The 19,470-nt window shown below is 66.1% G+C and carries 20 protein-coding genes; 3 read left to right on the top strand and 17 right to left on the bottom strand.

The features are described from left to right. Positions 1–400: 400 nt before the first annotated feature. The 9 genes from ACLBX8_RS00550 to ACLBX8_RS00510 are packed head-to-tail and all read right to left on the bottom strand — an operon-like array spanning position 401 to position 5,869. The gene (locus ACLBX8_RS00550) at positions 401–802 is read right to left on the bottom strand and encodes a hypothetical protein (protein WP_447697584.1); all 402 of its coding nucleotides are present in this window, start codon (positions 800–802) and stop codon (positions 401–403) included. Then, positions 799–1,536 (bottom strand): hypothetical protein, encoded by a 738-nt coding sequence (locus tag ACLBX8_RS00545; protein WP_447697583.1) that lies wholly within the window; start codon positions 1,534–1,536, stop codon positions 799–801. The genes ACLBX8_RS00550 and ACLBX8_RS00545 overlap by 4 nt, the downstream gene beginning before the upstream one ends. 35 nt (positions 1,537–1,571) lie before the next feature. Further along, complete coding sequence (locus ACLBX8_RS00540; RefSeq protein WP_447697582.1) at positions 1,572–1,802, bottom strand: hypothetical protein; 231 nt, start codon at positions 1,800–1,802, stop codon at positions 1,572–1,574. 14 nt (positions 1,803–1,816) lie between these two features. Next, the gene (locus ACLBX8_RS00535) at positions 1,817–2,269 is read right to left on the bottom strand and encodes a hypothetical protein (RefSeq protein WP_447697581.1); all 453 of its coding nucleotides are present in this window, start codon (positions 2,267–2,269) and stop codon (positions 1,817–1,819) included. Continuing rightward, on the bottom strand, positions 2,266–2,751 hold the full coding sequence (locus tag ACLBX8_RS00530) for a hypothetical protein (protein WP_447697580.1): 486 nt from the start codon (positions 2,749–2,751) through the stop codon (positions 2,266–2,268). Before ACLBX8_RS00530 ends, ACLBX8_RS00535 begins: the two co-directional genes overlap by 4 nt. Further along, positions 2,745–3,545 (bottom strand): phage head-tail connector protein, encoded by an 801-nt coding sequence (locus ACLBX8_RS00525; RefSeq protein WP_447697579.1) that lies wholly within the window; start codon positions 3,543–3,545, stop codon positions 2,745–2,747. The genes ACLBX8_RS00530 and ACLBX8_RS00525 overlap by 7 nt, the downstream gene beginning before the upstream one ends. Positions 3,546–3,548: 3 nt before the next feature. Then, a complete protein-coding gene (locus ACLBX8_RS00520; protein WP_447697578.1) occupies positions 3,549–4,016 on the bottom strand; it encodes a hypothetical protein in 468 nt (155 codons plus the stop codon). A gap of 29 nt (positions 4,017–4,045) precedes the next feature. Further along, entirely contained in the window at positions 4,046–4,351 is a 306-nt protein-coding gene (locus ACLBX8_RS00515) for a hypothetical protein (RefSeq protein WP_447697577.1), read from the bottom strand. 6 nt (positions 4,352–4,357) lie between these two features. Next, the gene (locus tag ACLBX8_RS00510) at positions 4,358–5,869 is read right to left on the bottom strand and encodes a hypothetical protein (RefSeq protein ID WP_447697576.1); all 1,512 of its coding nucleotides are present in this window, start codon (positions 5,867–5,869) and stop codon (positions 4,358–4,360) included. Positions 5,870–6,394: 525 nt separating this feature from the next. On the opposite strand from ACLBX8_RS00510, the gene ACLBX8_RS00505 reads away from it, so the two are divergent. From ACLBX8_RS00505 to ACLBX8_RS00495, 3 genes are all read left to right on the top strand, one after another. Next, positions 6,395–6,805 (top strand): hypothetical protein, encoded by a 411-nt coding sequence (locus ACLBX8_RS00505; protein WP_447697575.1) that lies wholly within the window; start codon positions 6,395–6,397, stop codon positions 6,803–6,805. A 168-nt stretch (positions 6,806–6,973) separates the two neighbouring features. Next, positions 6,974–7,807, top strand: coding sequence for a tetratricopeptide repeat protein (locus ACLBX8_RS00500; RefSeq protein WP_447714480.1), 834 nt, complete (start codon positions 6,974–6,976; stop codon positions 7,805–7,807). Positions 7,808–8,134: 327 nt separating this feature from the next. Further along, positions 8,135–8,263 (top strand): hypothetical protein, encoded by a 129-nt coding sequence (locus ACLBX8_RS00495; RefSeq protein ID WP_447697573.1) that lies wholly within the window; start codon positions 8,135–8,137, stop codon positions 8,261–8,263. Positions 8,264–8,533: 270 nt separating this feature from the next. On the opposite strand, the gene ACLBX8_RS00490 is transcribed toward ACLBX8_RS00495, so the two are convergent. From ACLBX8_RS00490 to nusG, 8 genes are all read right to left on the bottom strand, one after another. Then, positions 8,534–9,877, bottom strand: coding sequence for a hypothetical protein (locus ACLBX8_RS00490; RefSeq protein WP_447697572.1), 1,344 nt, complete (start codon positions 9,875–9,877; stop codon positions 8,534–8,536). Next, entirely contained in the window at positions 9,877–10,257 is a 381-nt protein-coding gene (locus ACLBX8_RS00485) for a hypothetical protein (RefSeq protein WP_447697571.1), read from the bottom strand. Before ACLBX8_RS00485 ends, ACLBX8_RS00490 begins: the two co-directional genes overlap by 1 nt. A gap of 129 nt (positions 10,258–10,386) precedes the next feature. Then, a complete protein-coding gene (locus ACLBX8_RS00480) occupies positions 10,387–13,185 on the bottom strand; it encodes a phage portal protein (RefSeq protein ID WP_447714479.1) in 2,799 nt (932 codons plus the stop codon). Positions 13,186–13,627: 442 nt separating this feature from the next. Next, entirely contained in the window at positions 13,628–14,593 is a 966-nt protein-coding gene (locus tag ACLBX8_RS00475; RefSeq protein WP_447697569.1) for a helix-turn-helix domain-containing protein, read from the bottom strand. A gap of 200 nt (positions 14,594–14,793) precedes the next feature. After that, complete coding sequence (locus ACLBX8_RS00470) at positions 14,794–16,269, bottom strand: methyl-accepting chemotaxis protein (RefSeq protein WP_447714478.1); 1,476 nt, start codon at positions 16,267–16,269, stop codon at positions 14,794–14,796. A 361-nt stretch (positions 16,270–16,630) separates the two neighbouring features. Then, positions 16,631–18,394, bottom strand: a complete 1,764-nt coding sequence (gene terL, locus ACLBX8_RS00465; protein ID WP_447714477.1) for a phage terminase large subunit — start codon at positions 18,392–18,394, stop codon at positions 16,631–16,633. Continuing rightward, positions 18,300–18,644, bottom strand: coding sequence for a hypothetical protein (locus ACLBX8_RS00460; RefSeq protein WP_447697567.1), 345 nt, complete (start codon positions 18,642–18,644; stop codon positions 18,300–18,302). The genes terL and ACLBX8_RS00460 overlap by 95 nt, the downstream gene beginning before the upstream one ends. 235 nt (positions 18,645–18,879) lie before the next feature. Then, positions 18,880–19,470 (bottom strand): transcription termination/antitermination protein NusG, encoded by a 591-nt coding sequence (gene nusG, locus ACLBX8_RS00455; RefSeq protein ID WP_447697566.1) that lies wholly within the window; start codon positions 19,468–19,470, stop codon positions 18,880–18,882.

Here is a 19,470-nt window from a genome sequence, read left to right as displayed (position 1 = left end):
CCGGACTACCGACCGGGCTGTGGCTTCTACACGTCCGAGAATGGGCTTAGCAGCGTGCAGACGACCGTCAAGAACCGCGTTTGATCATGGGGTTCAAACGATCGTGCGCGTCCGCTTCGGGAATGCAGGTGGGTCGATCTGGGCAGCTGACTTGGGTCGCAAGCAGCCGGACCAAGAACGGGGCTGGTCGACCTTTAGCTCTAGCGCGCCTTCACCTGCCCGTCTGGGAAGCGCAGGATCATCGCGCCGATGCCGCTCGGGTCGTCAGCCTCGGCTACAGTCGCTGCAGCGGGGGGCGGCAGTTCGGCCTGAGCCTTTAGGCCCATGAACGCCGCCACCAGCTCGTGAACTGGGGGATGGGCCGACCAGTAGCGGTAGAGCCGCCGCACATCCCAGAGCGTCAGTTCGCCGACGACGTCAAAGGACCATCCGGTGACGGTGCAGATCCGTCCGTAGACGGCGTCGAGGTCGAGGCGGCGCCCTGCGCCGCCCGCGCTTCCCCCGGGTCGGCACCCGCGGAGGAACTGGGAAGGTAGCCCGCGAGGATCAGGACGGCGCGGGTCGCCTCCGCGAGATCGGCGCTCGTGGCCTCGAGGTCGCGCAAGCTCGCGATGTCCGGCTCGTGGTCGCGGGCAAGTGCCGCGCTCACCACCGCGAGGCCGTAGGCGAACGGGCTCTCGCCCGAGCCGCGCGCCACCAGCGGCTCCAGGGCCTCGACCTGACGCAGGGTGAGCGGCCGGACGGTCCAGGTCTTCGAGCCGAGCGTGATGATGGCCGGAAGCGGCCGCGGATCGGCACTCATCCAACATCCCCGAACGACCAGGTCGCGACGTTGCCGGCTGCGTCCGCGAACACGCTGAAATCGAACTCCGGCATGACGAAGTCCTCGAGCTTGGTGCCGAACCCGAGCTTCGAGGACGTGCAGTTGTTGAAGCGCACGTTGACCGCGTTGCCCTGGAAGGTCGTGTAGAACTGCGCCGCGAAGGTCGGCGTGGTGCCGAGCAGCTGGTTGGTCACGGAGAAGCGCTGGCCGGCGCCGGCGAGCGCGTAGGTGTAGTTGATCAGCAGCATCTTGCCCTGATCGGCGGCGGCGAAGGTGTAGACGCCGCCGGCCACGCTGTACTGGCCGGCGGCCGGCGCGCTGGCCACCTTCGTGAAGGGCAGCCCGGTGAGCGCGTTCAGCACGCCGAGATCGTCGGCCGCGATCGCGGCGTTGGCGACCGTCACCGTGTAGGGCGACCCGGCCGGGATCGTGCCGGACTCGCCGAACGCGGTCATGAGCTGCCCGGGCACGGGCGTGACGCCGTAGAACAGCGAGGCCATCGCCAGACCGGAGATCCGGGCGACCTTGGCCTTGCCGGTGGTCTTGATCGTGCCGCGGGCGATGGCCAGCGGGTGCTGCTGCTGGCCGTAGAGTTCCTTGATCGTGGCGGTCTCGTCCATGGTGACCTCCTGGACGAGGCCGAAGTTCACCGGGGTCGCGTTGGCGATGTCGGTGCGGGTGCCGATCAGGACCCCGGAGCCGAAGGAATACATGCGGGTCTCCTCTCAGGAGGGGCGGGGCGGCGTGGTCAGGGCGCGGCGTGCTCGAGCTCGGCGACCAGTGCCTTCACGCGCTCCTTGAAGGCGTGGACGAGGTTCCACAGCGCGGTGTGGTTGCCGAGCGCGGTGCCGCCGAGCATGTCGGCGTGCAGGTTGTCGATGCGCGCCGCCAGCGTGTCGCCGCGGGTCGGCGGGCCGTACCCGCGCACGGGCGTGGGCTCGGGCGCCTCGGCGGCACCCGGATCGAGCTCGGATTCCATAGGGATCTCCTTTGTCAGGGAAGCTCGATCGCGACGGGCACGACGAGGAGGCCGTCGCCGTCGAGGTCGCCCGGCACCTTCACCGGCCGGCCGGTGATGCGGGCCATGTACGGGGTGCCGGCGAGCGTCGTGCGGCCCAGCGCCAGGTCGGCGCCGGCGGGCGCCAGAGCCTGGTCCAGGGCGTCCATGATGTCGTTGAGCTGCGCCGCGCCGATCACGCGCGGGTCGCGGGCGTCGATATAGACGAAGATCTTCACCTCGATCGTCCGCCGCGGCACCGCGCCCGACGACCACGCGTAGCTCTCGTCGCCGCCCTCGTGCAGGAACACGGCCGGGCGCTGCGCGGCCGGCACGTCGGCGAACAGCTTCAGGCGCCGGGTCGGGCCGGATTTCCAGCGGTAGGCACCGGCCACGACGGTCTGGAGCGCGACGACCGCCGCGTTGCGCGGCCCGAGCGGGGCGGTCACCTCGCGATCCCCCGGGCCACGGCACCCTTCAGCGCCGCCACGATCGCCTCGGCCCGGTCGGCGAGCGAGGAGCGCATGAACGACCGCTCCGGCGTGTTGGCGGTGCGGGTGAAGCTGCGCACGTCGACCGCGCGCGGGGCGATGGCCTGCCCGAAGGCCTGCGTGATCGTGCGGACATGGGCCGCGACGGTCTCCTCGCCGGTGAAGCCGAACTCGTGGCGGGCGCCGTACTTCACGTCGCCGGACTGGCTCACTGAGCCGGTCACGGCATCGCCGCTCTGCTCGACATCCGAGACAATCGAGCGGCGCAGGCGGCCGGTGACCACGTTCAGCACCTCGCCGGAGAGCTTGCGCTTGATCAGCGCCTCCAACACCAGCCGCTCGACCTGGACCGCCTTCACCATCTCGGCGCGGACGGCGTCGGGCATCCGGTCGAACCGGGCGACCACCCGAGTCTCCGCAACCTGGATCTCGGTCAGCACGGCGGCACCACCGCGCGGTAGGGCTGCAGCGCCGCCGAGACGAAGTCGGGCACGGCCGCGATCCGGTACGAAACGGTCTCCTGGCCGCCGAGCGACTTCGACTGCATGCCGACCCGCTCGGCGTAGGCTAGGCGGTCGCGGATCCAGTCCAGGGCGGCGTTGGCGAGATCGGCCGGGACGTAGCCGTAGGTGATCGCCACTGCCTCGCCCACGTCCTCGGCCGAGAACAGGTAGCCGCCGTCATCGCCCACGGCGTACTGCCCTTGCGCGGGGTTCCGATCGACCTGGGTGAGCGCCGCGCCGGTGCCGAAGGCCACGCCGAGATCGCAGGCCCAGGGACCGTAGGGCTGGTCCGGATACACCGTGCACGGCGCGCCGCCCGGGAGCGGCACGGGCCCCTCCGCGATCTGGTAGCCGGCCGTGTACGTCACCGAGACGGCCGCACAGCCGGGACGCCCCGGAAGGGTGAGCACCTGCGGCCGGCCGGGCGGGGCGTCATCGGCGGGCTGGAGAGTGTACCCGCCTCGCGATCCGGCATCCTCGGCCGCCGCGATCGCGGTCGAACCGACGGTGACCGCCTCGATCTCCGTGACCGGCCAGTTGGCGAGGAGGATGCGACCCGCACCCCCGGTCCGGACCTCGGTGTAGCGCCGCGGCAGGATCGCGGGGCGGTTCAGCGCGGTCAGGATCATGCGGCTCACCGCCGTGATCAGGCGCTGCACCGAGCCGTCGGGATCCTCGCTCACGCCGAGGTCGGCGAGCCGCACGAGGTCGTGGGAACTCGGCCAGATCATGGTTCAGGCGGCGGGCGCCAGGGCGTCCCGGGCCCTGGCGCGCAGCGTGTCGTTGTCGACCGGCGGCACGACGCGGATGCCGCGCTTCCTCAGGAACGCGAACAGCTCGTGGCGCTTCATCACGTCGATGTCCGCGGCCGTGACCTTGGCCGGATCGATCCGCTCGGCGTCCTCCTGCTCCAGGCGCCGGCGCTGATCCGCCTCGGCGATCATGCGCGCCACGTCCTCGTCGGGCGTCGCCGCGACCGTCTCGGTGAACAGTGCCACCAGCCGGCCGCGATCCCCGTCCAGGGCCCCGAGCGTGGCCGACACCGGGGCCGCTACGGCATCGTCCCACGGCGTGAAGCCGTGGGCCTCCAAATCGAGCCGATGGCGCGGGTCGACATGCACCGCGCCGTCCTCGTCCGGCTCTAACGAATGGCCCTGGTGCGAGAAGCCGGTCAGCCCGGCGGGGGCGCGCATCTTGATCATGTCGGGGTTCCTGAAGCGAAGGGCGGGCGTCAGGCCGGGGCGCCGGTCCAGACGTTGCGCCAGACCTTGGCCAGCGCATCCCAGACGACGGGCAGCGACAGCGTGGTGTCGAAGTAGAGCTGGTCGGTGAGGGGCGCGCTCGGCCGCCCCGCGGTCGGGCCGGATAGCGCGTGCGCGCCGGCGCGGATCCAGCCGTTGGCCTCCAGCACCTGCGCGTCGAAGACCGGCACGTCGAGGACGGTGCCGGCCGTGCCCCGGTAGGGGCGGCCGTTGGCGACCGTGGTGTGCGGGCGCCCGTCCCCGGGCGGGAACATGCGGGCGAGCGGCGCGGTCATGTCCGCTCAGCCGTTGGCGATGTTGGTGATCACCGCCAGGGACGGCGGGAAGTAGTGCTGCAGCACCTCGTCGGCGTAGACGCCGTACTCGTACTTTCGCGAGCGCAGCGGCCACTCGATCTGGTAGTAGTCCTGCCGCGTCCGCACCTGCATGACGTTGCCAACGTTGTTGATCGGGTACGGCAGGGTGCCGGTGGTGAACAGGATCGTGCCCGCCGGCAGGTTCGGGTGGACCTTGATGTTGAGGGTCGAGCCGCCCGCCATCGAGAAGCGGTTCAGGTAGGTGCGGGCCATGAAGCCGCCGCCGAGCTGGTCGCGGGTCACCGCGATCTCGTACTTGTAGGCCGAGCTCGCGTTGCCGGTGAGGATCTTCCGGGAGATGCTCAGCGCCTCCTGGCTGTTCACCCACATCGTGTCGGGCGAGAGCCGGTAGACGTCCCACATGGACTTCAGCACCGCGTCGACCTCGACGATGCCGCCCGCGCCGTCGGCGGTGAGCGGCGTGCCGATCCCGGCGCTGCCCGGCGGCAGGGTGAGGATGGTGGCGCCGGAGCCGGGCCGGAATGCCTGCGTCAGGAGCCCGTCGAAGGACAGGGTCGAGGTCGAGCGGTCGACGGTCCCGAGCGAGGCGGCTGTCTGGCTGCCCGCGGCCGCGGTGGTGATCAGGACCGAGTTGATCGTGGTGATCGCGCCCAGCACCTCGGCGCCGGCCGCGCCCCAGAACCACGCGTAGCCGAGCGCACCGGGCACCGGGTCGACCGAGGCCGCGATCGAGCCGGTGGCGCCGGTGGTCGCCACGGTGGCGGCGGCCGAGCGGGCCGCCGCGCCGCCGCCGAACACGTCGGTCGAGCCGTCCGCGTTGGTGCGGGTGATGGTCGACTGGATGCCGCCGGCGACGGTGCCGTTGATGACGCCGTCGAGCGCCAGCGCCACGGCGATCACCGACCAGTTCTGGGCGGCGAGCGCGCCGCCGGTGGCAGAACCGGAGAGGGTCGGCGTCGGCGTGGTCCCGAGCGCCAGGGACGTGTTGCCGCCGAGCAGCATGGCCTCCTCGCCGAGCATCAGGCTCTGGAGCCCGGTGCGGGCGGCGATGGCGCGCACGTCGTCGAAGCCCTGGGCGGCGTACTGGGCCTCGAACTCGACGTTCGACTCGATGCCGATGCCCTTGTAGCTGGCGGTGTAGTCGGCGGTTGCGACGACCTGCACGCCGCCGCGGTTGCCGCCGGAGACGCCGATGCGCATCCCGGAGACGTTGATGCCGGTGATCGCCCGCCACGCGGCCTGGATGCCGCCCTTGCCGGAGACGCGCGGGATCGCGTTCCGCAGTGGCGTGAGCACCGGGTAGAGCGACTTCGCCCCGAGCTCGAGGTCGTAGAAGGTCAGGCCGGAGGTGGGCGAGCTGCCCTGTGCGAAGGTTGACTTCTGCAGGTCGATACCGAGCTGCGCCAGGATCGGATCGGTGAGCGGCTTGGACTGCGCCTCCTTGAGGAGCGCGAGGACGTCGACGTGCTGGGTCATGGGGCGTGATCCGGTTCGGATGCACGGCCGCGCCGGCGCTGACCCGTCCCCGGGGCGCGCGACATCGGACGTAAGGGGGGGTGGTGGGCCTTGCGGCCCGTCGGGGGACGCGCGCGATCCGTCCCCGGACCCGCGGTGCGTCGTGAATGGTCAGTCCAAAGCCGGACGGTCTACGTCAGGCTGTCGGTCTCCAGATCGACAATCTGCCTCGGGTGGATCGCTGCCGGTCCGCTTCCGAGCAGCGGATGGATCGAACTGAACACAGCCCTAGGAGCCACTCTGACCTCGATGCGTGCCGATAGGCACCGACTGGAACTCCAAGCCTCTGTCAAATCTGCTCGCAAGCACAACCCGTTATCGAGTCTTCGCAGTGACTGCCACTTAAGGTCTATCCACAAGAGGGCAGTCGAAAGCGCAGCCATCTCACCGCTTGGAGTTCAAAATTTAAGGACATTGAGGGCATCGGATCTGAAGAAGGAATGTCGAAGAGACGCGATCGAACTTGACCGATCAGACCAGTCGAAAATGCTCGTCGTTGGTCAGGCTCACGGGGTTACGAAAAAACATTCTGAAGCAAGGCGGCAGAAAGGTTACGAGGTTGTGATGGGCGGCTTTTTTCGAGTCGAGTTCCAGGCGCGCACTGACCAAGCGTCCGGCTCTCTAGCGCTCGCCAACGGAAAGGTGGCAGGCCTCGACGTAGGCGGCGGCATCTATCGCGGCAGCTATGTCGAGGAAGGCGGCCGCGCACGGGGAACTGCAATCCTGTCATTTCCTGACGGTGGCGAACTCGTCACGGGGATGCGTGTGCCTCCCGGAGCCGAGATCACAATACCATTTGATATCCCTGTCGGCACATCTACCAATATTCACGGCACATCGGTCAATGTTTCCGGCCGTAGAGTTGACGTCATCTGGCGTCGTATTGCAGATTTGTAGATTTTTGACGAATCATATAGCGTATTTAATTAAGAACTGACACAATTTCTTTGTTGTTATTAAAATTCAAGACGGCAATACATATCATATATAGACTGTAGGCCGACAATTTATGATAGCGCGGCAGAATAACACTCTCTCAGCACGAAATATGGAGCTAAATATATCATGAAGTTTGGCATAAAATCGATCACTGCCGCCGGATTTGTGATTTTCTCCATCGCCAATGCCAATGCGTTGCCGCTTACCCGAGCGCAGATCAATCAGTGCCAACCGCATGGTGGCGAGCGAAATGCGGAAGCAGACCTCGCGGCCTGCAATGCTGTCATCGACTCCGGCCTCTGGCGAGGCGCCATCTTGAAGATCTTTATCTTCAATCGAGGCACGCTCCTGGCCGGGAAAGGAAATTTCGATCTGGCATTGAAGGATTTCGACAAAGCCATTCGACTCGATCGAAATTTTTCGATGGCTTACGTAGGGCGCGGCGAAATCCAAAGAGCAAAGGGCAACCTCGACGCGGCAGTCAAAGAATTCGATCAAGCAATCGAGTCCGATCCCAACAATGCGCTCGGTTATCAGCACCGCGCCGCCGCCATGGAATTGAAGGGTAATTTTGATCAGGCGCTGAAAGACTATGGCAGCACGATCAAGCTGAATCCTGGTAATGCCGAGATATATAATTCCCGGTGCTGGCTCCGCGCGACCACGGGCACAGATCTCAAGGGTGCGCTGGAAGATTGCAATAATTCTTTGAGATTGAAATCAGATGAAGCGAGCACGCTTGATAGCCGAGGATTGGTGAATACTAGATTGGGTTTATATGAGAAGGCAGTTGCCGATTATAGCGCCGCTCTGAAGCTGAAAGAGACGGCGGGGGCGTTGTATGGCCGTGGACTGGCCAAAATACTGGGCGGGGACAAAGAAGGTGGCGATATCGATATCGCCAAAGCCCTTAAAATTGATGCGAATGTTGAAAAAGAATATTCGACATACGGACTTTGATTATCAAGTAGTCTAAACTTAATCGATTCGCGGAATAGCTCGAAGTCTATATATGGCGGAGGCTGGTATTGTTAGGCGTCGTGTCGCTTGCTGGCAATGCCGGGTGCGTTGAATAGATGGCTACTAATCTGGACGCCGGTGCACCCCGTCATAACGCGCCGGGACACGAGCAAGGGTCGCGGACATGAGTGCTCGATCCTGGTGCCGGTACTGTTCCGCATACGCGAAAGAGGAGAGCCAGACTTTGTCTGAGCCGCGACCGCCAAACTTAACCATTCGTTAACCACGTTGCGCGATTTTGCAACTGTTAGTTGAGGAGATCTGGCGATGGTCGGCGTGGCGCTGTTTTGTGGTGCGAGCCTGATCGTCGTCGCGGTTCTAGCGATTGTGCTTCAAGCAGAAATCAGTGTTCCAGCGCTCGAATGGGATGACGCGGAGAAGGCACCGAATATCTGATCCGTAGAAGCGTTACGGATTTGGTCAAGGACACTCGTGTCACTCGATAAGTGTAGGATCCGCTCCTGACAGCAACCGAGCCATCGCGCCTCGCATTCCCGTACAGCGTGATGCCTGTGTCGGCCGATGTGTCTGATCGATGCCTTGCACCGAACTTGCCAGACCGAATACATTTGACTGCCTTGGAGCTGCGCCGACGGCGATCCCGGTGCCCGAGTCGGGTTGCACGCCGTCGCGCGTCACCGGACGCAGGTAGCGGATCTGAACGCCTCAGCGCGCGAGCGGGAGGTGCTGCGGGTTCTGGTGCGAGACCTTGATCAGCAGATCCGCGCGCGCCTCTGGGCTCATCTTGGCCAGGTGGTCGCGGATCGCGTCCGCGGACGGGATGTCAGATGAACCGGTATCACCCTCGCTGCCCTTCGTGACGGCGCGGCCCACGAGGTGGCGCGGCACGGGCTGGTCCCCCACCATCTTCGCCAGCGCCGCGATCTGCGGCAGCACCTCGTCGGTCAGCGTCTTCTGCAGCGCATCGCGCTGGCCGGTCATCTTGGCGAGTTCGGCGCGCACCGCCTCGATCGCCGCGCCGCCCTTGTCGAGGCTGCCGCCGGCCGCCTTCTCCGCCGCGCCGCAGGTCGCACCGAGGCCACAAGCATCGTCGTGCATGCGCTGGATCCGCTCTTGGTCAGCCCGGCTGTTGCGCGCGCCGACCTTGGCCAGCGCCCGACCGGCCGGGCTGTCGGCCGCGACCGCCTTCACCAGCGCGTCGTAGGCGGTGTCCGTTAGCGTGTCGGCGGCCAACGCCATCGCGGCGTCGGTCGGCGCGTCGTCCATCAGGTCCGACATCTCGGCCGCGACCATGGCCTGCAGGAGCGCCACCCCCTGCGTGGCCCAAGCCTTCATCTGCCGGGGCAGCGCCGCGTCACCGTCGGCGTAGACCACGTCGAACACCGCCGAGCCGACCATGCTCTTGATCTCGCTCAGCAGCACCGCGAATCGCGACACGCCGTAGAGGTCCTTGGCGAGGTCCGGACCGTCAGCCGCTTTGCCGGCTTCGGCGTGGTCGCGCCTGCGCGCTCGCTCCGGAGGCTGTTCCGCGCTGCCGGAGGCGGCCGCTTCGCCGTCCGCGGCCTCGAGTCGCTTGCCCAGGTCGGACAGCGCGTCGAGCACCGGGCCGGCCGCGACCCGGGCCGAGGCTTCCGCGTCCGCGCGGGCATTGTGCGCCAGCGCGTCCAACTTCTTGGCGAAGGTGCTGCCGTCCTTCGCCTTCCAGACCTGTTCGACCTCGCCCTCGCTCGCGGGTGCGGATCCAGGCGGTGGCTCGGGGGCGGGTCGCGCCTCAGCCAGCGCCGCCGCCTCAGCCACCTTCACCAGCGCCTCGCGCGCCGGCTCCACGAAGTCGCCGACCTCGCCCGGCCGACCGGCCGCCGCGGCCAGCTCGCCCGCCTTGGCGAAGACGTCCGCGTTGGTAGGCTCGGGCGGTGCGGCGATCCGCACGGATTCCGCGAACGCTCGCGTCTCAGCCGCGCCGTCGGCCTTGAGCACCTGGAACGTCGCCGAGGGCAGGCAGGGCAGGTCCACGAGGCTGACCTCGCTCGGGTCGGCCGTGTAGCGCATCAGGCCGTCCTCCCCCCGCCAGCGCTTGGCGTAGGCGCCGCCCTGCGAAAAGCCGGTGTAGACGCCCTCCTCGACCTTCTTCCATTCCGCGTCGTCGACCCCTTCGCGCAGATCTCGATCTGCCGGGCGTCGTCGTTGAAGGCGATCTGCGTGACCTTGCCGGCTGCGACCTTGCCGTGCATCGCCCGCAGGTTGCCCAGCGAGCGGCCGTCCGTCGCCTTGGCGATCCCGCCCGACCATTTCTCGTAGAGCGGCTTCGTCGAGGCGTAGTCGCAGACCTCGCCGGCCCGGTCCGGGGCCTCGGCGGTGGCCAAGCCGTAGACGAGCCGGTTGGCCGCATCGACCTTGGTCAGCGGCAGGAACAGGGACAGCTCGGGCATGAGGGGCTCCGGCGGGTACGTGGTGCCGCCGCGGCTCAAGACCTGGCCGAGGCGTGCGGCGGCCGTGGAAGCGGTGTCGACTTTGGGTTGGGAAGGCTTGCCCCGCGGAAGCTTCGGCGGACTGCGCCCCTAGCCAACGGCCGCGTCTTCCGCGACGACCGGCACCACGACGCAGCGGCAGGACGGATGCGCGGGTGTCGCGTCGTCCCCGCTCGGAAACGCCTCGTCGAGTGCGAGCGCGCCGGCATCCGCGTTGGCCTGGCAGACCGCGCAGCAGCCCTCCTCAGCCCACCAAGCCTTGCGGACCGCGATGCCGTCCGCGACCGCCCCCCGGTAGCTCTCCAGCGACGCCGCACCGTTGGCGCTGGCCACCTCGTACTCGGCGATACGCGCCGCCCGTTCTTCCGAGAAAGCGTAGTCGGTCTCGATCGCCTCCGCGATGGCGTCGAGGCCGAGGTTGCGTTCCAGGCCTGACGCGATGGTCTCGCGCAGCCGGTCGCGAGTCGCCTCTGTGATCACCATCCGCGCGTCGGCCGACGGCACGAGTCGCCCGTCGGCGTCGAAGCGCATCCCAACCATCTCGGCCGCCCGGGCCCTGGCTGCGGCGACCGCCCGGGCGTTCACGCGGTCGACCAGCTCTTCACGGCTGGCGGCGCCAATCTGCGCCAGAGCGCTGCGGCCCGCATCGGCGGCGACGGCCTCCAGCTCGTCGGCCACCTCTGGCGCGACAGCGCGCAGATCCGCGAAGTCGAGCGCGTCGAGAAAGTCGTCCAGCGCGCGGCGCAGTGCGTCGGCGTCGTCGGGCTCCGATCCGACCTTGGCGAGCTTGCCGAACCCGCGCAGCCCGGCGACCACGTCAGAGCGGGCAGCAGCCAGGGCTCTGTCCAGTCGCTCCGCAATCGCACGCATGGCCCGGCGCGTGGCCGGCCGGTCGAAAGGGACGGGATCGGCCGGCCTCCACACCCGCCGCTTGGTGAGTGCCGCACCGACGGCCTTGTGGGCCGGCGCTGGCAGATGCGCGATCCGCGTCGTGAGGCGGCCGCGCAGATCCTCCAGGGCAGCCACGATGGGGCTGCGGCGGTCGGCGTCGAGGCCCGCGTCGCGGACGGTAGCGATCATCGCGTCGAGCGCGGCGTCCACCACCTGGGCGAGTTGGTCTCGGATCCGCTCGCCCGCGGCGGCGTTCCCGGCCGCCTTTCCGACCCCGACCGCGCCGGCGAGCTGGTCGAGCATGTGCGCGACCTCGTCGTCGTCGTAGCCGAGATGCGCGCCGATGTGGCGACCAGCCGTGACCAGCGCGTCGCCGAGCAGGTAGTTCTCGGCGATCCAGACTGCCGCCTCGACCGCGGCCGGCACGGTGCCGCCGGACGCGGCCGTGACGATCGCGCCTCCTGCGATCACCGCCCCGCCGATCGCGGTGCGCAGGACGGTGCGCTTGAACGCGGCGCGCTCGGCGGCCTCATCCGCTTCGCCGCCTGCGCTGCCATCGGTCCAGCGGCCGCGCGCGTCCCGCGGCTGAGCCTCGTCGAACTTACCGAGCAACTTGGCGACCGGGTCCGACGGTCCGTCGTCCTGTTCCTCGGCCGCCTGCCCGGAGCTACCGAATCCGTTCGCCCCGGGCGGCGGCCCGAACGCGTCGAGCGCCGCCTTCTTGCCCGCCAGCGTGTTCGCGTCGATCGGCACGAGGCCGGCGCCGGTCATCACCATCAGGACGTCGGCGGCCGGGCTCGGATCGGGATCGAGGCCCAGGATCTTGCGGCCCTCGTTGAGCCGCATCAGACCGCCCGCGCTCAGCCCGCGCAGGCGCTCGGCCTGCGCGGCCTCGTCGATCTGCTCGTCCTCCTGCCACGCGAACTCAAGCTCGGGCGCGGCGAGGTCGTCGGCGATCACCTCGTCGAGGACGCCCTTGATCCAGTCGAGCAGTGGCGCGAGGCCCTCCTCCTCGGCGAGTTCCTTCTGCGTGTCGGCCGAGGCGCGGTTCATCTGCTTGATCAGCGCCTGGGGCGAGATCGAGAAGGCGAAGCACACCACCCGCGACAGCCACTCGTCGAACTCGCCCTTGAGCTGGGGCTCGCTGGTCTGGTGGAGCGCCACCTTGCCAGGCACGAAGCGGGCGCGCCGGCGCGCCGCCAGGTTGTCGGTGAAGAGCGAGTCCCAGTAGGTCTGGTAGGTCGCGATCTGGTCCGGGCCCCAGGTCTCGGGGACGCCGATCAGCGCGTCCGGCACGGTGCCGCTGGTGAAGTACTCCAGGGTCATCACCTGTCGGCGCAGGGCGATGTTGACGGTGGTCATCACCTGCTCGACCGGCGAGAAGCCGTAGACGCGGTCGGTGCGCAGGTTGCGCGGGCGGTAGAGTAACTCGCGGGCGGTGTAGTTCACCGCCGGCAGGCCCTTTAGGATCTGCTGGTACGCCTCGGGCCAGACTGTCTGGCCACCCTGCACCCACGGCATCGGCACGCGGCCGTCCTCGCCTAGGATCGGCTTGATGGTGGCACCGTCGATCGGCTCCAGGGCGAGGAGGTCGCCCGCGCGGGAGCGCTGTTTGAAGGCTGTCCAGGCGTCGAGGACCAACACGTCCTCTAGGCCCATACGCAACCAGTCGGTCCAGGGGTGGATACCGTCGGGCTTGGCGAGAAAGGCCGTGACTGCCGCGGTCTTCGCGGCGGCCGGCTTTCCGCTGTCGCGCGGCTTGATCGCCCATTTCATCCGGGCGGCCTGGTCCTTACGGGTCTCGATCACGAGCCGCAGCAGGTCGTAGCCGTCGGCGAGCCGGCGCAGCTGCGCGAACGAGACCGGTTCGTAGGCGCGCGCGGTGGTGTTGAGGTTGTAACCGGTCGGGTAGTCGAAGCGGCGGCCGGCGACCTCCGCGGGCGCGGTCGGGCGCATCGGCACCGACGGACCGAACCAGCCCGAGCCATGGCCGGTCATCGAGCCAGCGCCCGCGCTTCCATAGGTGAGGGTGTAGGCCAGCGGAGCGAGCGAGGTGCCCGCCACGCCGCCGCGCGACGGTGAGGCCAAATGCAATTGCCCTTTGGCGGAGCGCGAAGATCGATCTGGAGAGCAGTGCGGGTGCGATCGAAGGCTGTGGATCAGAGTTGTCCGCTGACGACCTATTTTTTATCCACTAGAATAACAGCCGATGTTCCATAGAAACAGTCTTCCAGATCGGTAGTCGTCGATGAGACGCTATATCTTCGAGCACAACCGAACCGCCTGACCCAATTTATGGACCATCCCGCCGCTGACGGTCCTAACTCCGCTAGCCATTTTTATAAATAATCTGTCAGTGCTTACCCAATATCTACGCCAAGTCGCTCAAATATCCCATACCATTAGACGTCTTGTTATTGCAAAACGCAATAGACCGGGATTACGCCTGCCGAGTCAGTGCGGCATGGCGGTAGTCGCGCGGACTGAGACCGAAATGAGCTCGAAATCGGCGAGAGAAATGAGCTTGGTCCAAGAAGCCGCATTCAAAGGCGAGCTCGCCCAACGAAAGGTGTGAACATCCAGGGTCTGAAAGCCGCCGAGACGCCATTTCCAATCGTCGCTGCCAGATCCAAGCGGCGATATTATCCCCATTCTCGCGAAACAGCATCTGTAACTGGCGCAAAGACACACCTGCCGCGGATGCGACTTCGGCTGGGCCTATGCGCGGATCGGAAAAATTTGCGGAGATGTAGGATTTCGCTCGCTGCACGATCAATGAGCCGCGCAGAGACTTGGGCGATTCCATTGCCATGCGCTCGGCTATGCTGGCGGCGATGAGATCAACGCCGACGGCCGCCATGCGCTCAGCAGAATGGGGCTCCAACTGGTCCGCCGTACGCGCCAGATCACAAAGGAATGAGCGAGCCAAAGCCGCAACCGGAAGATGACGCCCTACGATCAGTCCGGCGAAGTGTCGCGCAGGTCCTATAATACTTTCGATTTTGTCCCTAGGTATTTCAATGGCAAGAACTTCGCTATATCCGCTATGTTCGATCGTCCAAGGCGCATTCGTGTCTCTGATCGAAAAATCACCAGTGGTAGAGACCGCCGATTTATCGTTCTGAAGTGCTTTGACGGAGCCGGCCAGGACCAGGCTCATAAACAGCCTGTCTGTCTTATTGTCAGGATGCCGCACCATCTGCGGAGTGGTGGCGGCATGCAAATTTTGTAACGAGAACTTTGTGAAACCAAGGCCGCCGACTTGACAACCCTCAATGACAGCCTGAAAGGCGCCGCCTTCCAAGCGTTGCTGCGCCATTGGGACCAGGCGGTCTTCGCAGATGTCGCGCCACAGGCGGAAACGGTCCCTCTGCGGCACTCCATCGGTTGAAAATAGCGTCTGCATTGCTTTGGACGCTTATTATATTCTCAGGCTGCCGGCATCCCCTAACAGTTACAAGAATGCGTGATCTGACATTCGCGGATCATGCTACTGAACTGTTATTCAAAATTACATCCGATTTTTGTTTCCGATCATCCTGAGAATACTACGATATTGGAAATCACACAGACAGACTCGATAGTACAGTACGGCTTGCCAATTGCTCAAGCAATCGCGCGTGCCGCCTCTCGGACTTGCCGAGTCGCTTGATCGACTTGCGCACTCGCTGCGGCGATGGTGTCCATTCCGGACGCAATAGTGGAAACGCCATGCGAAGCTGTCTGCATACTGCCTGACATCTCGCGGGTCACCGCCGACTGTTCTTCAACGGCAACCGCGATAGCTGACGAAACATCATTCAGGGTGCGGATCGTGGCTTGGATGTTCCCGATCGCCCCGACGGCTTCATGAGTTGCAGCTTGCGTGGAGGCGATCTGTCCGCGGATCTGGTCGGTCGCCCGCGCTGTCTGCTCAGCCAGCGCCTTCACCTCTGTCGCGACGACGGCGAAGCCACGGCCGGCTTGTCCTGCTCGAGCAGCCTCAATGGTGGCATTGAGCGCCAGCAGATTTGTCTGCGCCGCGATGCCAGAGATCAGGCCAACAACGGCACCGATCTGCGCCGCCTGCTCGCTCAAGCCAGATACGATGTCGCCCGTATGCCGGGCCTGATCCACGGCATCGCCGGCGATCCGCGCGGCGTGGCTCACCTGCTGGCTGATCTCACCGACCGAGGCAGACAATTCCTCTGCGCCGGTGGCTACGGCTTGGATGTCGGAGGACACCCGGCCGACTGTTCCGGCAGCCTCGCCTGTCTGACGCGTGACGTCCTCCACAGCCTTGCCGATCGCGTCAAGATCGTTGCCGATGGCACGTTGCGCCTCAGCGAGTTGCTGCCTTTGGCGGACCTGCGGCGTGACATCGACGGCGAATTTAACGACCTGCATAACCCGCCCGTCTGCATCGGTGATCGGGTTGTAGGTGCCCTGAATAAAGACGTCCGTTCCATCTTTCGCGAGGCGGCGGTACTCGCCCGTCTGAAAATCTCCGCGCTTGAGATTGGCCCAGAACGCGCGGTAACTGCCCTCAGCCCGTTCGCATTCTGGGACGAAGATCGAGTGGTGCTTTCCGCGGATCTCGTCCAGGCGGTAGCTCATAGCAGAGAGAAAATTGCTGTTGGCGTCCAGGATCGTACCATCTGGGGTGAACGCGATGACGGCCTGAGAGCGATCGAGCGCCGACAGGCGGCCATCCGCCTCCAAGCCTCGCGTCTTCGATACGGTGATATCGGTCGCGAATTTGATCACCTTCGTGACGCGGCCGGCTCGGTCGAGAACCGGGTTGTAGCTTCCCTGAATCCAGATTTCACGGCCACCTTTGGCTATCCGTCGAAAAGCATCGTTCCGGAACTCGCCTTGTCTCAGAGCAGTCCAGAACGAATTATAGGAAGAGCTTGCAGCGAATTCAGGATCAACAAAAATCGCGTGATTCCTCCCCTGTATTTCCGTCAGTTCGTAGCCAATCAATTGCAAAAAATTGCGATTGGCGCTGATGATCGTGCCATCCGGCTTAAATTCGATGACTGCCTGCGAACGATCCAAAGCCTCGAGTTTAGCGCGATCATCGCCCCAAAGATCGAACATTTAACAGCTCTCATCCTTCTGCGACATCATCCGATGCCGCTATACGGTAGATCTGCCCAGAACTTTGCCTTAAAAACTGAATTTAACAGTTAATGTTTGATCAAGATATTTGGACAGCAGCGCATTATTTTTGCCTGATAGCGAATGCCGCGCTGGTTGAATTTTGAAATCTAATTCTACTTTGGGTTTGATCTGGTGTATCGCGAGCTGATCGTGTTAGTCGGGATGATGCGATTTAGGCGTGCGCTATGCGGCCTTATCCGCAGTTATAGCTGATCGTGAGCAGAGGGGATTGCATTCAAAAGATGCTTTTTTGAGCCTTCGGAAAGCGAACAGACCGCTCAACACCCAAGAAAGACCTTCAGACCGCCTCGGCTGCATAGCTGAAACCTGAGGCCAGCAGCGGCCCGGCGTCCGTGGTCACGACTGCGATACGCCCATGGGTGTCAGGCGTATAGCGTGCCCCCGACAAGCCGATCACGGATCCTGTGCCAGCCGGTGCCACCAGCTCGATTGTCGAGCCCTCGGCCGCGCCGCTCGGCATCGACCACCCGTGGCGAAGGCTCTCTGAAGCTGAGCTTGCCGCGGTCTGCCGACGGTAGAACTCGATCAGCCCCTCGCCCGGCAGCACGCCGGCCAACTCGTTGAACGCGTCGGCGGCCGCGTCCACTTGATCGTCGTGGCTGCCCGCCGGGAACATGCCCAGTTCCTCCAGAAACGCCTCGTTCCAGTGCCCGCGCAGCAACAGCACGTTGCCGACCTCGACCTGGCTGGAGAGCGGCTTGGCGCGCACCTCTTTCGACCCGGTCGGCGCCACGGCGCTGACGATGAAGCCCGCGAGTGCCGTGACGTAGTCCTCAGCCTGCGCGATGCCGGCCTGCCCCGCATCCTTCGGGATCCGGATGCCGACCGCGGCCCCGTCCTGGCCGGCGGTGTTGATCAGCCGCTGGCGGACCTTGCCGGGTGTCTCGCGCACCCGAACCACGTCGGCGATGTAGAACCGCTTGTCCGCCCCGCGGCCCATCTTCACACCGACGGTCCAGTCCGGATCGGCGCCCGGCCGCTTCCTCGTGCCGGCGAAGTCCCAGGCGCGCACCCACTTCTCGATCGGCGGCAGCGCGTCGACGATCCCGAACCCCGCCCGGTCGAACAGCCCGCCCTCGCGCGGCGCCGGCCGCTGCTGGAACTGCCCTGCCACCGCGTAGGCGCCGAGAGGGACCTTGTCGCGCTCCACCACTGCCCGCGGGAAGCGCTCGGGGAACAGCAGCTCGCCGTCCAGCGTGCGCGGGTCGGCGAAGATTGGCGTCCGGCAGGCGCGGTCCGGCTCGAACTCCATCGGCAGCATCAGGTGAACGTAGCCCAGGCCGAGCCGCAGAATCTCGCCCGAGACGTCGCGCTCGTGCAGGCGCTGCATGATCACCACGATCGCCGAGCGCGCCGGGTCGTTGAGGCGCGTCGTCACCGATTCCCGGAAGATGCGCAGCGTCCGCTCGCGCTCGGTCTCGCTCTCGGCGGTCTCGGTCGAGTGCGGATCGTCGATGATGACCCGATCGCCGCGGCCCGCGGTCAGCGAGGCGAACGGCATGCCCTCGCGCGAGCCGGTCGCCGTGTTGGCGAACGAGATCTCGCCGGAGCGGGACAGCGCGACGTGGGGCCAGAGCGCCCGGTACCACGCGCTCGACACGAGGTCGCGCATGCGCCGCGCGTCGCGCTTGACGAAGTCCTCCTTGTACGAGGTGGTCAGGTAGCGCAGGCCTGGGAGCCCGCACGGCCCCCATTCCCAGGCGGGCCAGAACACCGAGACGATGAGCGACTTCATCGTGCCCGGCGGGACGTTGATCAGCAGCCGGTTCTCCAGCCCAAGGGCCAGGAAGCGCCCGTGGGTGATCGCCTCCAAGTGCGCGCAGAGCGCCTCGATGTGCCAGCCATGGACGTAGGGCTGGTTCGGCTCCAGGACGTGCCACGCCTCCTGGACGAAGCCGGCGAGCGACGCGCTGCGGGTCCGGATCCGCTCGCGCTCGGCCCTCTCGCTACGCCGCGCCTGCTCCGCCCGGATCGCCGCCAGCAGCTGCGCCGGCGGCGGCAAGCGGACCGAAGAGAGCGCCGAGCGCGGCCAGTTGCTCATCGGTTGCGCCCGTCAGGTCGACCGCGATCGGACCGCCGCCGAGGCCGCCGTGCTCGTGGGCCTGGGTCGGCTTGCCGTAGCCGCGGTCGAGGATCTCCCGTATCGCCGCGACAGCCGCATTCTCCGGCGTCTTCGCGTTGCTGGCGATGGCCACGAGGCGCGCGACCATGTTCGGGCCCTGCTCCTGGCAGAGCGTCTTGATCTCGGCCGTGGCCTTGTTGCGAGCGCCCTTCGGCCGTCCACGGGGCATCGAGTTTCCAGGGTTATTTTATTCGGGATCGCGGCGGCGAGATTCTGATCACGGTAGCTCAGCCGAGCAGCGGTATCCGATCGCGCGCAGAATCCAGGCTGTGCATGTCGCGCGTGGGCAGAGGGTCCCGACGCTGACACGTGATCCGGTAGTTCCGGCAGGCGCACCCTCCACCGAGCGCAGCTCACGATCCGGCCGTCCACGGGCGGAATAGACTCAGATCCGAACTCCCAAGTCAAGCCGCGACCGGATCGCCAAGTTGGTCGGGTGTGAATTCGACCGGCGTCGCACGGCCGAAGAGGCTGACCTCCGCGCGCACGAGCCCGTTGCTGAGAACATCCTGGACCTCGGCGAAGAACGACATGAACGGCCCGTTCAAGATCCGGCGCAGCTCGCCGACCTGGAGCAACGCGGCCTCCCGTCGCCGCTTCGCCCGGTCCGTCTCGTCGACGCCCGCGATCCGATCGGACAGGGCCTGCAGGACCGAGCCCGGGATCTCCAGCGGCGCGCGCCGGCCGAGCACGTCGATGACGTGGCGGCTGTCGAACAGCGGCTCGGTCCACCGTCCGGCGTGACGGTCTCTATCGAGCCCGACGAACAGGTACGAGGCGAAGAAGATCGCCTGCGTGTCGATCTTGCGCCCGCGCCGGACCACGGTGACGCGGTAGCGGGGTAGCCACCAATCCATGGCCAGACCCCCGAACTCCTCGGCGGCGGAGGCTTCGTGCAGCGGCAGTGTGTGGACCACGAACCACGTCAGGCTCTGGTCGATCACCGCGTGCTCGGCCCTGATCCGGGATCCGTTCGTTCCGCGCTTCCGAGCCAT

It is taken from the genome of Methylobacterium sp. D48H (genome assembly GCF_053345715.1).
Note: the sequence above shows the minus strand (reverse complement) of the source record. Positions and strands in the feature narration are given on the sequence as shown.

What these genes read in the sequence shown, in the direction of transcription:
- ACLBX8_RS00550 (WP_447697584.1), bottom strand. Translation starts at nt 802, where the DNA reads ATGAGTGCCGATCCGCGGCCGCTTCCGGCCATCATCACGCTCGGCTCG.
- ACLBX8_RS00540 (WP_447697582.1), bottom strand. Translation starts at nt 1,802, where the DNA reads ATGGAATCCGAGCTCGATCCGGGTGCCGCCGAGGCGCCCGAGCCCACG.
- ACLBX8_RS00480 (WP_447714479.1), bottom strand. Translation starts at nt 13,185, where the DNA reads ATGACCGGCCATGGCTCGGGCTGGTTCGGTCCGTCGGTGCCGATGCGC.
- ACLBX8_RS00545 (WP_447697583.1), bottom strand. Translation starts at nt 1,536, where the DNA reads ATGTATTCCTTCGGCTCCGGGGTCCTGATCGGCACCCGCACCGACATC.
- ACLBX8_RS00475 (WP_447697569.1), bottom strand. Translation starts at nt 14,593, where the DNA reads ATGCAGACGCTATTTTCAACCGATGGAGTGCCGCAGAGGGACCGTTTC.
- ACLBX8_RS00515 (WP_447697577.1), bottom strand. Translation starts at nt 4,351, where the DNA reads ATGACCGCGCCGCTCGCCCGCATGTTCCCGCCCGGGGACGGGCGCCCG.
- ACLBX8_RS00500 (WP_447714480.1), top strand. Translation starts at nt 6,974, where the DNA reads ATGAAGTTTGGCATAAAATCGATCACTGCCGCCGGATTTGTGATTTTC.
- ACLBX8_RS00520 (WP_447697578.1), bottom strand. Translation starts at nt 4,016, where the DNA reads ATGATCAAGATGCGCGCCCCCGCCGGGCTGACCGGCTTCTCGCACCAG.
- ACLBX8_RS00485 (WP_447697571.1), bottom strand. Translation starts at nt 10,257, where the DNA reads ATGCCCGAGCTGTCCCTGTTCCTGCCGCTGACCAAGGTCGATGCGGCC.
- ACLBX8_RS00495 (WP_447697573.1), top strand. Translation starts at nt 8,135, where the DNA reads ATGGTCGGCGTGGCGCTGTTTTGTGGTGCGAGCCTGATCGTCGTCGCG.
- ACLBX8_RS00525 (WP_447697579.1), bottom strand. Translation starts at nt 3,545, where the DNA reads ATGATCTGGCCGAGTTCCCACGACCTCGTGCGGCTCGCCGACCTCGGC.
- nusG (WP_447697566.1), bottom strand. Translation starts at nt 19,470, where the DNA reads ATGGCTCGGAAGCGCGGAACGAACGGATCCCGGATCAGGGCCGAGCAC.
- ACLBX8_RS00505 (WP_447697575.1), top strand. Translation starts at nt 6,395, where the DNA reads ATGCTCGTCGTTGGTCAGGCTCACGGGGTTACGAAAAAACATTCTGAA.
- ACLBX8_RS00510 (WP_447697576.1), bottom strand. Translation starts at nt 5,869, where the DNA reads ATGACCCAGCACGTCGACGTCCTCGCGCTCCTCAAGGAGGCGCAGTCC.
- ACLBX8_RS00470 (WP_447714478.1), bottom strand. Translation starts at nt 16,269, where the DNA reads ATGTTCGATCTTTGGGGCGATGATCGCGCTAAACTCGAGGCTTTGGAT.
- ACLBX8_RS00490 (WP_447697572.1), bottom strand. Translation starts at nt 9,877, where the DNA reads ATGCGCTACACGGCCGACCCGAGCGAGGTCAGCCTCGTGGACCTGCCC.
- ACLBX8_RS00460 (WP_447697567.1), bottom strand. Translation starts at nt 18,644, where the DNA reads ATGCCCCGTGGACGGCCGAAGGGCGCTCGCAACAAGGCCACGGCCGAG.
- terL (WP_447714477.1), bottom strand. Translation starts at nt 18,394, where the DNA reads ATGAGCAACTGGCCGCGCTCGGCGCTCTCTTCGGTCCGCTTGCCGCCG.